Origin of the sequence: Pseudomonas petrae (assembly GCF_021728295.1) — a bacterium.
Classification (GTDB): Bacteria; Pseudomonadota; Gammaproteobacteria; order Pseudomonadales; family Pseudomonadaceae; genus Aquipseudomonas; species Aquipseudomonas petrae.
Genome location: NZ_JAKJXE010000001.1, coordinates 787,615 through 801,056 on the forward strand (window position 1 = coordinate 787,615; position 13,442 = coordinate 801,056).

At 61.5% G+C, this 13,442-nt stretch carries 13 protein-coding genes; 5 read left to right on the top strand and 8 right to left on the bottom strand.

Annotated elements, in window-relative coordinates; all coding sequences use genetic code 11:
• Position 1: 1 nt before the first annotated feature.
• Both L4G42_RS03395 and L4G42_RS03400 read right to left on the bottom strand, forming a co-directional pair.
• Positions 2 to 586, bottom strand: a complete 585-nt coding sequence (locus tag L4G42_RS03395; RefSeq protein ID WP_237251240.1) for a fimbrial protein — start codon at positions 584 to 586, stop codon at positions 2 to 4.
• A 350-nt stretch (positions 587 to 936) separates the two neighbouring features.
• Positions 937 to 1,266, bottom strand: coding sequence for a hypothetical protein (locus L4G42_RS03400; protein WP_237251241.1), 330 nt, complete (start codon positions 1,264 to 1,266; stop codon positions 937 to 939).
• Positions 1,267 to 1,564: 298 nt separating this feature from the next.
• On the opposite strand from L4G42_RS03400, the gene L4G42_RS03405 reads away from it, so the two are divergent.
• The 4 genes from L4G42_RS03405 to L4G42_RS03420 all read left to right on the top strand — a co-directional run bounded on the left by L4G42_RS03405 (position 1,565) and on the right by L4G42_RS03420 (position 7,962).
• The gene (locus L4G42_RS03405) at positions 1,565 to 2,725 is read left to right on the top strand and encodes an efflux RND transporter periplasmic adaptor subunit (RefSeq protein WP_237259181.1); all 1,161 of its coding nucleotides are present in this window, start codon (positions 1,565 to 1,567) and stop codon (positions 2,723 to 2,725) included.
• On the top strand, positions 2,722 to 5,865 hold the full coding sequence (locus L4G42_RS03410; RefSeq protein WP_237251243.1) for a multidrug efflux RND transporter permease subunit: 3,144 nt from the start codon (positions 2,722 to 2,724) through the stop codon (positions 5,863 to 5,865). Before L4G42_RS03405 ends, L4G42_RS03410 begins: the two co-directional genes overlap by 4 nt.
• Before the next feature lie 65 nt (positions 5,866 to 5,930).
• Entirely contained in the window at positions 5,931 to 6,608 is a 678-nt protein-coding gene (locus L4G42_RS03415) for a heavy metal response regulator transcription factor (RefSeq protein WP_237251244.1), read from the top strand.
• On the top strand, positions 6,598 to 7,962 hold the full coding sequence (locus L4G42_RS03420) for a heavy metal sensor histidine kinase (protein WP_237251245.1): 1,365 nt from the start codon (positions 6,598 to 6,600) through the stop codon (positions 7,960 to 7,962). The genes L4G42_RS03415 and L4G42_RS03420 overlap by 11 nt, the downstream gene beginning before the upstream one ends.
• 104 nt (positions 7,963 to 8,066) lie before the next feature.
• On the opposite strand, the gene L4G42_RS03425 is transcribed toward L4G42_RS03420, so the two are convergent.
• Positions 8,067 to 8,408 (bottom strand): zinc ribbon domain-containing protein YjdM, encoded by a 342-nt coding sequence (locus L4G42_RS03425; RefSeq protein WP_237251246.1) that lies wholly within the window; start codon positions 8,406 to 8,408, stop codon positions 8,067 to 8,069.
• A 152-nt stretch (positions 8,409 to 8,560) separates the two neighbouring features.
• Between L4G42_RS03425 and L4G42_RS03430 the strand changes: the two genes are divergently transcribed.
• On the top strand, positions 8,561 to 8,983 hold the full coding sequence (locus tag L4G42_RS03430) for a DUF1810 domain-containing protein (RefSeq protein ID WP_237251247.1): 423 nt from the start codon (positions 8,561 to 8,563) through the stop codon (positions 8,981 to 8,983).
• A 298-nt stretch (positions 8,984 to 9,281) separates the two neighbouring features.
• Here the strand turns inward: L4G42_RS03430 and L4G42_RS03435 are convergent, their stop codons facing one another.
• The 5 genes from L4G42_RS03435 to pmbA form a co-directional block, all read right to left on the bottom strand.
• Positions 9,282 to 10,169 (bottom strand): ZIP family metal transporter, encoded by an 888-nt coding sequence (locus L4G42_RS03435; protein ID WP_237251248.1) that lies wholly within the window; start codon positions 10,167 to 10,169, stop codon positions 9,282 to 9,284.
• 29 nt (positions 10,170 to 10,198) lie between these two features.
• On the bottom strand, positions 10,199 to 10,810 hold the full coding sequence (locus L4G42_RS03440; RefSeq protein ID WP_237251249.1) for a superoxide dismutase: 612 nt from the start codon (positions 10,808 to 10,810) through the stop codon (positions 10,199 to 10,201).
• Between the two features lies 1 nt (position 10,811).
• Positions 10,812 to 11,273, bottom strand: coding sequence for a DUF2753 domain-containing protein (locus tag L4G42_RS03445; RefSeq protein ID WP_237251250.1), 462 nt, complete (start codon positions 11,271 to 11,273; stop codon positions 10,812 to 10,814).
• An 11-nt stretch (positions 11,274 to 11,284) separates the two neighbouring features.
• A complete protein-coding gene (locus L4G42_RS03450) occupies positions 11,285 to 11,716 on the bottom strand; it encodes a FagA protein (RefSeq protein ID WP_237251251.1) in 432 nt (143 codons plus the stop codon).
• Between the two features lie 294 nt (positions 11,717 to 12,010).
• Positions 12,011 to 13,357 carry a metalloprotease PmbA gene (pmbA, locus tag L4G42_RS03455; RefSeq protein ID WP_237251252.1) on the bottom strand — a complete coding sequence of 449 codons (1,347 nt, stop codon included), beginning with the start codon at positions 13,355 to 13,357 and terminating at the stop codon, positions 12,011 to 12,013.
• Between the last annotated feature and the right edge of the window lie 85 nt (positions 13,358 to 13,442).

A 13,442-nucleotide genomic window follows, 5' to 3' on the forward strand; every position in this document is an offset into this window, starting at 1 on the left:
ATCACTGGTAATCCATCACGAACGGCAGGAAGCCGTCGGCGTTACCCGGATTGGTCGGCGCGCCGTTGAGGACATAAACGGCACCGAAGTTGATCTCGGCGGTCGCGCCGTCGGCGCCTTCCTTGACCAGCGGCGTGTCGATGGTTTCGTTGCCGCTCAGGTCCATCAACTGGTTGGAGGCGTTGAGCAGGCCGATGCCCACGCCGTCTGCAGCGCCGGTGGCACGCAGCAGTTTCTGATCGAGGTTATCCAGACCACTGCCCTGACGGGCGACAAAGCGCATGTTCACGGTGTTGTATTGAGCGGCGCCGCCGGTGCAATTGACCAACAGCTGGATGGGCGAAGCGGTTTCGAGTTTGTTGTCGGCGAAGAGACCGATGTCGGAAAAAGAGACGTTGCCCAGGTCAACGTTGATCTCGCCTGGATTGTTGCCAGGGCTTGCGCCAGTCCCGGCGCCGATGTCACACGTGATGTTGGTCAGGGTGCCGCTGAAAACAAGTTTGCCGTTGTTGGCAGCATTCGCGGTCCCGGAAATGCCAAGCCCCATTGCGGCCACGATAGCCAGGGTAAGAGAAAGCTTTTTCATATAACGACGTTCCTTGTGTCGATTCGTGTGTGCCCAAAAGGACGAGAGGAACTATAAGCAGCGCTTCCAATGCCGGCTGTCAGGCGTTCTACATCTGGTGGATTGAAAGGACAGTGGCGCGCGTCGGATCTTTCGGTAGGATGTGACGCTTATATGTCAAGCAGCCCGTAGGCCGGGGCGTGCAGCTTTACCGCCTCAGAAAACCTTGGCCCAACGTTTGCGCGACACGCCGGAACGCGTGGCGGGTAATGAGCACCTGCAAAACGTTCACCCACAAAAAACCCGGCTTGATTGAGCCGGGTTCGTCAGCAGATGCTTCAGGTGCAGATGTCTCGATTGGCGGAGTCAGCTTACTGATAGGTCAGCGTGACGATGCCCGCGTGAACATTCGGCTCGGCTGAAGACAACTTGGCGTAACTGGCCTGCACGGGCACAGCGCGCTGGCCGCAAGCGTCGTCACCGCGGCTCAGGCCCACGGTGACATAGGTATCCGCCCGCAGGGTTTTCAAAGGGAGGGTTACCGACTGAGCGCTAACGATTTGGGCGTCGCATGCCGCATTGACGACGCTGCCGTGAAACATCAGCGCGCCCTGGGTAGCCCAGGCGGCGGGGCCCGTCAAGGCACACGCGCCAATGACCGTGATCGAGAAAAACAGCGAAACAGCCTTTTGGCTTTTCATCGCACTACTCCGGAGTAGGAGTCCGCTGACTGAGGTCAGTCCAGGCCCTGTGAACCAGCATTCAGAACTCACGAAGTTTATGTAGGAATTTTCCCCGTCACAGTAGAACTCGTTCATCAAAACTCGTGCCTTCTACTTGGGTATCGTCGTGTTGCGCTCTTTCTTTACCCACGTTCATCGTCTGCCCTTATTCACCTGACAATATTGACAGGTAGCAGTCATTTTGCTGACCGGGTCGAAGGGTTATAAAGGACGCTCACGTTATCCACCCTTCCCTATTCGTTGGCCTTGTCCCTGTATGCAGAAAAACAAAAAAACTGTGGTGGTCGCGACCCTGTTGGTCGTTGTGGTTGCGATCTGCATCTGGGCGGTCACCCGACCGGCTGCGAAAAAGGTCAGCGCTCCCGTCGCAGTGCCGGTGCGCGTGATCAACGTGACCCAGGAAGATGTGCCCCGCTATGTCACCGGGATCGGCTCGGTGCTGTCCTTGCAAAGCGTAGTGATCCGTCCGCAGGTGGACGGCATCCTGACCAAAGTGCTGGTGAAGGAAGGGCAGCAGGTCAAGGCGGGGGATTTGCTGGCAACCATCGATGATCGCTCGATCCGCGCTGCCCTCGAACAGGCCAAGGCGCTGTTGACCCAGAGCCAGGCGCAGTTGAACGTGGCCAATGTCGACCTCAAGCGCTATAAGCTGCTGACCGTGGACAACAGCATTTCCAGGCAGCAATACGATCAGCAGCAAGCGCTGGTCGATCAGCTCAAGGCCACGGCGCTGGGCAATCAGGCGTCGATCAATGCCTCGCAGGTACAGCTTTCCTACACGCAAATACGCTCACCCGTGACAGGTCGGGTCGGCATCCGCAACGTCGATGAAGGTAACTTCCTGCGCGTCAGCGATGCGACCGGGCTGTTCTCGGTGACGCAGATCGACCCGGTGTCGGTGGAGTTTTCCCTGCCGCAACAGATGCTGCCCACGCTCCATGACCTGATTGCCTCCAGCGCACCGGCGCCCGTCAACGCATATCTGGGAGAGGGCGCCACGGGGACGCTGCTGGGTCAAGGCAAGCTGTCGTTGATCGACAATCAGGTGGCGGCCAGCACCGGCACCATTCGCGCCAAGGCGATATTCGACAATGCCGCAGAGAGGCTGTGGCCCGGGCAACTGGTGACCGTGCGGATTCAGACGGCCGTCGATCGCAATGCCTTGAAGGTCCCGCCGCAGGTGGTGCAGCGGGGCATCGACCAGCATTACGTGTATCGGGTCAAAGGCGACACTGCCGAGGTCGTGCCGGTCAACGTGCTGTACCAAGACAGCGACCTGATGCTCATCAGCGGGGTGGATGCCAATGACGTGCTGGTCAGCGACGGTCAATCGCGCCTGAAAAACGGTGCGCGCATCGAGGTGGTCAAGGGTGATCCTGTGGACACCCTGGCCGACTCAACCGGGGCGGCGAAATGAACAGCCGCGGTTCTATCTCCGCGTGGTGCGTCAACCACCCGATCGCCACGGTTCTGCTGACATTCGCGCTGGTGCTGCTGGGCTGTATCGCCTTCCCTCGCCTGCCGGTGGCGCCGCTGCCGGAAGCCGAGTTTCCGACGATTCAGGTCGCCGCTCAACTGCCCGGCGCCAGCCCGGAAACCATGGCTTCGTCGGTGGCGACGCCCCTGGAAGTGCAGTTCAGCGCCATCCCCGGCATGACTCAGATGACGTCGAGCAGCGCGCTGGGCTCCACCAACCTGACGCTGCAATTCACTCTCAACAAAAGCATCGACACCGCCGCGCAGGAAGTGCAGGCCGCCATCAACACGGCGGCCGGGCGCTTGCCCGCTGACCTGCCGACACTGCCGACCTGGCGCAAGGTCAACCCGGCAGACAGTCCGGTGCTGATCCTCAGCGTCAGCTCCAACCTGATGCCCGGCACCGAACTCAGCGACGTCACAGAATCCCTGTTGGCGCGTCAGTTGAGTCAGATCGACGGCGTCGGACAGGTCAACATCACCGGCCAGCAACGTCCGGCGATTCGTGTCCAGGCTGCACCTGAAAAGCTCGCGTCGATCGGACTGACGCTCGCCGATCTGCGGGAATCCCTGCAACAGACCAGCCTCAACCTGGCCAAGGGCGCGCTGTACGGCAAAGACAGCATTTCCACCCTCGCTTCCAACGACCAACTGTTTCAGGCGAAGGACTACGAGCAACTGATCGTTTCCTACAAAGATGGTGCCCCGGTTCATCTGCGCGACGTGGCGCGGGTCATCAACGGTTCGGAAAACGCCTACGTGCGCGCCTGGTCAGGGGATCAGCAGGGCGTAAACATCGTCGTGTTCCGTCAGCCCGGCGCGAACATCGTCGAGACGGTTGATCGCGTGCTCGGCCAGTTGCCCAAGTTGCAGGAAATGCTCCCGGCGTCGGTGGACGTCTCGGTGCTCAGCGACCGCACCAAAACCATTCGTGCGTCGCTGCATGAAGTAGAAATGACGCTGCTGATCGCCATCGCGCTGGTGATCGCGGTCATGGCGCTGTTCCTGCGCCAGCTCTCTGCGACGCTGATCGTGACCGCCGTACTGGGGGTATCGCTGGTCGCCAGCTTCGCGCTGATGTACGTGCTCGGCTTCAGCCTGAACAACCTGACCCTGGTGGCGATCGTGGTGGCGGTGGGGTTTGTCGTCGACGATGCGATTGTCGTGGTGGAGAACATCCACCGGCACCTGGAAGCCGGCGAAAGCATGCGCGACGCGGCGATCAAGGGTTCCAGCGAAATCGGCTTTACCGTGGTGTCGATCAGCTTCTCGCTGATCGCCGCGTTCATTCCACTGCTGTTCATGGGCGGCGTGGTGGGCAGGCTGTTCAAGGAGTTCGCGCTGACCGCGACGTCGACCATTCTGATTTCGGTGGTGGTCTCGCTGACGCTGGCGCCGACCCTTGCGGCGCTGTTCATGCGCGCGCCCAAACACGATCCCCACGCCAAGCCCGGCTTCGGCGAGCGACTGCTCGCGCGGTATGCCCGTGGCGTGCGCTTCGCCCTCGCCCACCAGCGATTGATGCTGGGGATTTTCGGCCTGACCCTGGTGATGGCGGTGGCCGGCTATGTGCTGATCCCCAAGGGGTTCTTTCCGGTGCAGGACACCGGCATGGTACTGGGCACGAGCGAAGCGGCGGCGGATATTTCCTTCCCGGACATGATCGAGAAACACAAACAACTGGCGAAAATCATCGCGGCCGACCCTGCGGTCAAAGCCTTCTCACATTCGGTCGGCGTCAGCGGCAGTAACCAGACGATCGCCAACGGCCGGGTGTGGATCGCCCTGAAGGACCGCGAAGACCGGGATGTCACGGCCAGTCAGTTCATTGACCGGATCCGGCCGAAACTGGCGCAGATCCCTGGCATCGTCCTGTATCTGCGGGCGGGTCAGGACATCAACCTGAGTTCCGGTCCGAGCCGCGCGCAGTATCAGTACGTACTCAAGAGCAACGACGGCGCGTTGCTGAATGTCTGGACGCAGAAGCTGACCGATAAGCTGAAAACTCTGCCGGCTTTCCGCGACCTTTCCAACGACTTGCAACTGGGCGGCAGCGTCACGCACCTGGACATCGACCGCAGCGCCGCCGCGCGCTTCGGCCTGACCACGGCGGACGTTGATCAGGCGCTGTACGACGCCTTTGGTCAGCGGCAGATCAACGAATACCAGACCGACATCAACCAGTACAAAGTCATTCTGGAGCTGGAGCCGCAGCAGCGCGGCAAGGCCGAAAGCCTGAACTACTTCTACCTGCGCTCGCCGCTGACCAATGAAATGGTGCCGTTGTCAGCGCTGGCCAAGGTCGGTGCGCCGAAGATGGGCCCGTTGTCGATCAGCCATGACGGCATGTTCCCGGCCGCCAACCTGTCGTTCAACCTGTCGGCCGGCGTGGCGCTGGGGGATGCGGTGGTGCTGCTCGATCAGGCGAAGAACGAGATCGGCATGCCGGCCTCGATCATCGGCAACTTTCAGGGTGCAGCCCAGGCGTTCCAGAGTTCGCTGGCCAACCAGCCCTGGTTGATCCTCGCCGCGCTGGTGGCGGTGTACATCATCCTCGGCGTGCTTTATGAGAGCTTCGTCCATCCGCTGACGATCATTTCCACCCTGCCCTCCGCCGGTATCGGCGCGCTGTTGTTGCTGTGGCTGATGGGTCAGGACTTTTCGATCATGGGTCTGATCGGGATCGTATTGCTGATCGGCATCGTCAAGAAGAACGGCATCCTGCTGGTGGATTTCGCGCTGGACGCCCAGCGCAATCGCGGAATGTCCCCGCGTGACGCGATTTATGAAGCGTGTCTGACGCGTTTTCGGCCCATCATTATGACCACGCTCGCCGCATTGCTTGGCGCCCTGCCCTTGATGCTCGGTTATGGTGTCGGCGCCGAACTGCGTCAGCCATTGGGCATTGCGGTTGTTGGAGGATTGCTGGTGAGCCAGGCGCTGACGCTGTTCACCACCCCCGTGATCTACCTGCAACTGGAGCGAATTTTCCATCGCCCGCGTCAGACGCCTACCGCGACAGCGCCAGGCTCCACAGCATCCGGTAAGCCGGTGGCAGCCGAACTGGTCGCTGAAAAGTAAGCCGTTAAAACCAGCACCTAAAAGTAAGCATCTAAAAGTAAGCACCAACAAGTGAGCGTGGACCGATGCGTGTCCTGATTATCGAAGACGAAGAGAAAACCGCCGATTACCTGCACCGGGGCCTGACCGAGCAGGGCTACACCACCGACGTCGCGCGCGAAGGCATTGAAGGCCTGCACATGGCGCTGGAAAGCGAATACGCGGTGATCATTCTCGACGTCATGCTGCCGGGCCTTGATGGCTACGGCGTGCTGCGCGCGCTGCGTGCGCGCAAGCAGACGCCGGTGATCATGCTGACCGCCCGCGAGAACGTTGACGATCGCATTCGCGGCCTGCGCGAAGGCGCTGATGATTACCTGGGCAAGCCCTTTTCGTTTCTGGAACTGGTGGCGCGCCTGCAAGCCCTGACCCGGCGCAGCGGCGGCCACGAGCCGGTGCAGATCAGCGTCGCCGATCTATGGATCGACCTGATCAGCCGCAAGGCCACGCGGGCCGGCTTGCGTCTGGACCTCACCGCCAAGGAGTTCTCGCTGCTCAGCGTACTGGCCCGGCGCCAGGGGGAAATCCTGTCGAAGACGTCGATTGCCGAGATGGTCTGGGACGTGAATTTCGACAGCGATGCCAACGTCGTCGAAGTCGCGATCAAACGCCTGCGCGCCAAGCTCGACGGGCCGTTCGAGCAGAAACTGCTGCACACCATTCGCGGTATGGGCTACGTGCTGGAGAGCCGTCGTGTCGACTAATTCCATCGCCCTGCGCCTGAGCGGCATGTTCGCCCTCGTGGCGTTGCTGGTGTTTCTGTTGATCGGCTGGGCGCTGTACCTGCAAGTGGATAAGGGCCTGGGTCTGCTGCCGGAAGCCGAAGTCGATGCCCGTTACAGCGTGCTCGAATCGGCCGTCCAGCGGTACGGAACGCCCGAGCACTGGGCGAAAATCAACGCCAAGCTCAGGCTGCTCAGCGAGGAAGACAAACGCCTGCGCTTCTGGGTGGTCAGCGACAACCCGACCTATGAATTCGGCAACCCGGACGCGGAAATCCGCGCCTTCGCCAAAGGCCCGCTGGGCATGCGCGACCTGAACCTGAGCGGCCATGATTACCCGTTCAAGGTGCTTGTCAGTCAGTTCCCGGCGAAAGATCAACGCCCGCCGCTGCGTTTTCTGACAGCGGTGGACACCGAAACCTTCTGGCAGACCCAACATTCCCTGCTTGTCGCGCTGATCAGTCTGGCGGCCGTTGGCATCCTGCTCGCGTCTGCGCTGGGTTACTGGGTGGCGCGCATCGGCCTGAAACCGCTGACGGCGCTGTCCCTGGAGGCGCGCAAACTGACGCCGCCGCGGTTGAGCGGGCGCCTGAAATTGTCGCAGTTGCCGCCGGAACTGGATCAGTTTGTGACCTCGTTTAACTCGACGCTGGATCGGGTCGAGCAAGCCTATTCGCGGCTGGAATCGTTCAACGCAGACGTCGCCCACGAGTTGCGCTCTCCCCTGACCAATCTTATCGGCCAGACCCAGGTGGCGTTGACCCGAGGGCGTTCGGCCGAGCATTACTTCGAGGTGCTGCAATCGAACCTCGAAGAGCTGGAACGACTGCGCTCGATCATCAATGACATGTTGTTTCTCGCCAGCGCCGACCAGGGCAGCAAGGCCACACAACTGACCCAGGCCTCACTCGCTCAGGAAGTGGCGAAGACCCTGGATTACCTGGATTTCATTCTGGAAGACGCGCAAGTGCAGGTTGAGGTGCGTGGGGATGCCAACGCGCCCATCGAAACCGCGCACTTGCGCCGGGCGCTGATCAACCTGCTGCACAACGCGGTGCAGCACACCTCGCCGGGGCAGTTGATTCATGTGGACATACGCGATGAGGGCGATCACGTCAGCATCGGCGTGACCAACCCCGGCGCGCCGATCGCCGGGGAACATCTGCCCAAGTTATTCGAGCGCTTCTACCGGGTGGACGCCTCGCGCAGCAACAGCGGCGCCAACCACGGGCTCGGCCTGGCAATCGTCAAAGCCATCGCGCTGATGCACGGCGGCACCGTGTTCGTGCGCAGCGAGCATGGCGTGAATACGTTCGGGATCAATTTGCCGAGTTGAGGTGGGCGTCTGGATTGCCCTGATCGCTCCCACGCTGAGCGTGAGGAACGATCAGCAGGTAAACCGTGAGGAACGATTAGCCTGCCGATCAGGCCAGACGGCGATCAACCCTTCTTCACAAACTCCGATTTCAACTTCATCGCGCCGATGCCGTCGATTTTGCAGTCGATGTCATGATCGCCGTCCACCAGGCGGATGTTTTTGACCTTGGTGCCGACCTTGACCACCAGCGACGAGCCTTTGACCTTCAGGTCTTTGATGACCGTGACGGTGTCGCCGTCCTGCAGCGTGTTGCCCACTGCGTCCTTGATCACCTTGGCGTCATCGCCCGCTTCGGCGCTGGCGCCGTCAGCCGACCACTCGTGGGCACATTCCGGGCACACGAGCTGGCTACCATCTTCGTAGGTGTACTCGGAACTGCATTTTGGGCACGGCGGTAAGCTCACGGCGAATCTCGCATCAGATAAATAGGCGCAGGATTATAAGGGTTTTTACCCACCTGAGGAGCGGGCGCCTGAAAACGCTGGAAACATCGCCCGCTGCGGTAGTCTCAATCGCAAGCGCGGCGAGATGCCGTGGTCAGGGCGAGGACTCAGCAATGAACGATCCATTTGACCTGCAACGATTTGTCGATGCGCAAGCGTCGACGCACGAAAGTGCACTGGCGGAGCTGAAATCCGGGCGTAAACAGTCGCACTGGATGTGGTTCGTGTTCCCGCAACTGGCGGGTCTGGGCCACAGCGACATGGCCCGGCGGTACGGGATCAGTGGGCGTGACGAGGCGACTGCCTACTTGCAGCATTCGGTATTGGGCGAACGGTTGGCGCGCTGTTGCGAGGCGTTGCTTCAATGGAAAGACCGCAGCGCCATGCAGATCATGGGCTCGCCGGATGACATGAAACTGCGATCAAGCATGACGCTGTTCGCGGCGGTGGCGCCGGATCAAGCGGTTTTCCGGGACGTGCTGGAGGCGTTTTTTGGAGGTAAGCCGGACAGTGTGACCTTGTCGAAGCTGGCTTGAGCAATATTCAGCGAGCCGTCCTGACATGAGCGTTGATCGCCTGATGAGACACGCCTGGACGAACGCAAGTCTGCGGGTGTATCGCGATCAGTTGTAGGAGCGCGCTTGCCCGCGAACAGGGGAGGACCAGCTTAATATCAATGACTGATACGACGTCTTCGCGGGCAAGCGCGCTCCTACAGTTGACTGTGTATGGCCAGAAGGTGCGGCAGCCGCGAGTTCGGGTCATGCCCTCCTCGCCGCGCCACGGGTGAAACCCACAGGATTCAGTGCGCCAGCAGCACCATCCAGCCAGCCCTTACGCCAGCGCCGTGTCCATCACCATCATCAAGCAGAACCCGACCAGCAATCCGAAGCTGGCGATTTTGTCGTGTCCGTTGCGCCGGGATTCGGGGATGATTTCGTGGGTCACCACCAGCAGCATCGCCCCGGCCGCCAGCGCCAGTCCCACCGGTAACAGCACTGCGGCCACTTCCACCAGCCAGGCGCAGAGCACTGCGAACACAGGCTCGACCAACCCGGACGCCGCGCCGATCAGGAACGCCTTGAGCCGCGACATGCCGGCCGCCGCCAGCACCAGCGCGATCACCAGCCCTTCCGGCACGTCCTGCAGGGCAATACCCATCGCCAGGCTGTCGGCGTGGGCCAGACCACCACCCGCCGACACGCCCACCGCCATGCCTTCGGGAATGTTGTGGGCAATGATGGCGATGACAAACAGCCAGATATTCGAGGGGATCGCCGGTTTCCCGGCCACCTCCGACAACTGCGGCCCCCTGGAAACCAGCGTGTCTACCAGAAATAACCCGGCCGCCCCGAGCAGTATCCCGAAGCTGACCAACGCCCCGGCGCCCCAAGGGGTAAAGCCCAGATCGTGGGCCGCGCCCAGGCCCGGCACAATCAACGAAAACGCTGTCGCCGCCAGCATGATGCCGGCGCCGAAACCCAGCAGGCCGTCGGACACCGCCACCGGCATGCTGCGGATCACCAGCACCGGCACGGCGCCCAGGGCAGTGCCCAACGCGCAGATGGCGCCGCCTTCCAGCGCTCGCAACATTCTGGGCTCGAGCGCCACCCACGAAAGTCCCTGGGCCACCAGCAAACCGGTGCCGACGAGCACCAGAATCGAGCCCAATGCCAGCCGCAATAACCGCACGCTGCCGAGAGCCAGTATGTCCGAGCGCATAAATCGCCTTATTCGAGGTCTGGGAGGTTTCAGCCGAGCGCCGCTGCGTAGCGCCTGGACACTTCATCCCAGTTCACGACGTTGTAGAACGCGGCGATGTATTCAGGACGACGGTTCTGGTAGCGCAGGTAATAAGCATGCTCCCAGACGTCCAGCCCGAGGATCGGCGTATTGCCGTTCATGAGCGGGCTGTCCTGATTGCCGCTGCTTTCCACGACGAGCTTTTTGCCCGGAGTGACGCTCAGCCAGGCCCAGCCGCTGCCGAAACGGGTCAGCGCTGCTTTGGTGAAAGCGTCCTTGAACGCCTCGAATCCGCCCACCTGTTCGTTGATCGCCGTCGCCAGCGCACCGCTTGGCGCACCGCCACCTTGTGGGCTCATGACTTCCCAGAACAGCGAATGGTTGGCGTGACCTCCGCCCTGATTGATCACCGCTGGGCGCAGTTTTTCCGGAAGTTCGGCGACGCTGGCAACCAGCTTCTCGATGGGCCACTCCGCGTATTCAGTGCCGTCGACCGCCGCGTTCAGGTTGTTGATGTAGGTCTGATGGTGCTTGCTGTAGTGAATCTCCATGGTCTGCGCGTCGATGTGGGGTTCGAGCGCATCGTAAGCGTAGGGCAAGGCAGGCAAGGTAAAGGGCATGTCAGTGGACTCCAAACGAGAGGGTGCCGGCGCGGGCAGCGTGGTGCTGAAGCGCCGAGCGGGAATGTTCGCCGCTGCTGTTGAGCAGACGTTGAGTGCGTGGGTACTCGCCGTATTGGCCGACAAAACCCAAGAGTTCGCTGTAGGTTTTATTGCTGTGCCGCAGCGCTGCCTGTCGCAGGGCGGGCGTCATTTGCGGATCCTGAATCACATTCAACAGGCGCTGATGGACGGCGCAGAGGTATTCGGCGCTCTCCTCCGGCTGACCCAGGCTCAGGTGCAGATCCGCCAGGTTGTGGTGCGAAATCACAAACGCCGCCACGGCTTCATCGGCGACGCTCCAGCGGTCGAAGAGCACCTGCGCCAGCGCGAGGGCCTGCAGGTACAGCTCGCGGGCATCGATCAGGTCGCCTCGGTTGAAGCTGCTGTTACCGCTCAGGATGGTACGTTTCCATTGCTCCATGGCACAGGTCCTCACGAGTGGCGCCGGCGATCAGAAGCCGTCGGCAGGGCGTTTTGCGGATTCGATGGCGCGGGTTCCGTCAGAGGAATCGACGGCAGCAGCGCGCAGGTCGCCAAGCGCTGGGCGAAGGCCTGAACGCGTTGCCGTTGCGCAGCGGATTCGGCGAGTGCCTGCATATCACGCAGGGGACGCCATGCCTGGTCCAGGCACAGACAACGCCAATGCCAGGGCAGCGCGGTGTCGCTGGCGGTGTCGATCAGCAGGCGAAAGGTGCTTTCACAGATGAGGGATTTGGGCGTGGCGGTAAAGCGCGCCAGATAGCGACCTTCCGCAAGGTAGTGTTCGATGAGCCGCGGTTCGTCCGGATCCAGCGCGCAACGAATCCGCAGACTCAATGCGCGCCAGTTTTCCAGGTACGGCGACTCGTGCAGAACAGTACCCATGACCGAGGCCCACTTAACTAATGAGATTCATTATTAAATGAGTTTAAGAATCAACACAACCCCGGCGAGGTATTGAGATCATGCGCTGGCCTCAAGCACACTCAACTGCAGGAGCGCGCTTGCCCGCCAATCGCAGTGGATCAGCTCCATTTTCTGTGACTGACACCCCGACATTCGCGGGCAAGCGCGCTCCTAGAGGGTCCGGGTGTGACATAAATCGAAAAACCCTCACAAAAAAGGCCCGCACCGAGATCGGGGCAGGCCTTGGGGATGAAGCGCTAAAGCAGAGCGAACTCAGCTGCCCGCGACCATCATCTTCTCGATCAGCACAGAGCCGGTGCGGATGTTGCTGCGCAGTTCCAGATCACTGCCCACCGCAATGATCTGCTTGAACATGTCGCGCATGTTGCCGGCGATGGTCACTTCCTGAACCGCGAACTGGATCTCGCCGTTCTCGACCCAGAAACCTGCCGCACCGCGAGAATAATCGCCGGTGACCATGTTCAGCCCACTGCCCATCAACTCCGTGACCAGCAGCCCGCGTCCCATTCGGCGGATCAGCGCCGCCTGGTCTTCAGTGCCGTGGCTGACGAACAGGTTATGCACGCCACCCGCGTTCGCGGTGCTCGGCAGGCTGAGTTTGCGGCCCGAATACGTGCTGAGGATGTAGGAAACCAGATCGCCGTTTTCGACGAACGGCTTGGCATAGGTCGCCAGGCCGTCGCCGTCGAAGGCGGAGCTGCCCATGGCGCCGACCAGATGCGGGCGCTCGTCGATGGTCATCCACTCGGGGAACAGGCGCTGACCGATCGCCCCTTCGAGGAACGACGACTTGCGATACAGGTTGCCGCCGGAAATCGCGCCCAGAAAACTGCCGAACAGACCGCCCGCCAGCTCCGCGGAGAACAGCACCGGCACTTCGCAGGTCGGCACCGGCCGTGCGCCCAGTCGGCTCGCGGCGCGCTCGGCGGCTTTCTGGCCGATGAGTTTGGCATCCATCAGCAGCTCGCCACGGCGATTGACGTCATACCAGTAGTCGCGCTGCATCTGCCCTTCGCCTTCGGCGATCATCACGCAGCTCAGGCTGTGACGGGTCGACGCATAACCGCCGATGAAACCGTGACTGTTGCCGTAGACGCGGCAGCCCTGATGCACGTTCAGCGTGGTGCCGTCGGCGTTCTTGATCCGGCTGTCGGCGTCGAAGGCAGCGGCTTCGCAGATCAGCGCGCGTTCGATGGCCTGCTCGGGGGTGATGTCCCACGGGTGATAAAGATCGAAATCCGGTTGGTCTTTCGCCATCAATGCGGCATCGGCGAGACCCGAGGCCTCGTCTTCCGACGTGTGTTTGGCGATGGCCAGCGCGGCAGCAACGGTCTCGCGAATGGCATCGGGGCCGCTCGCGGAGGTGCTGGCCGAACCCTTGCGGTGGCCGACGTACAAGGTGATGCCGAAACCCTGATCACGGTTGAATTCGACTGTCTCGACTTCGCGCTGGCGAACCGTGGTGGACAGGCCCTGCTCCAGCGACACGGCGACTTCGCACGCGGTGGCGCCCTGACGTTTGGCTTCGGCGACGATCTGCTCGACCTGCTGCTGCAATGCCGGCAAAGCCTGCGGGCCGACGGTTTCTGATGCACTCATGACGTTCTCCATCAAATTCTGATTTCAGCAGCCGGGCCGGACAATCGGTCCCTGACTGGTTATCATGGCGGCGTTTATTTGCGGA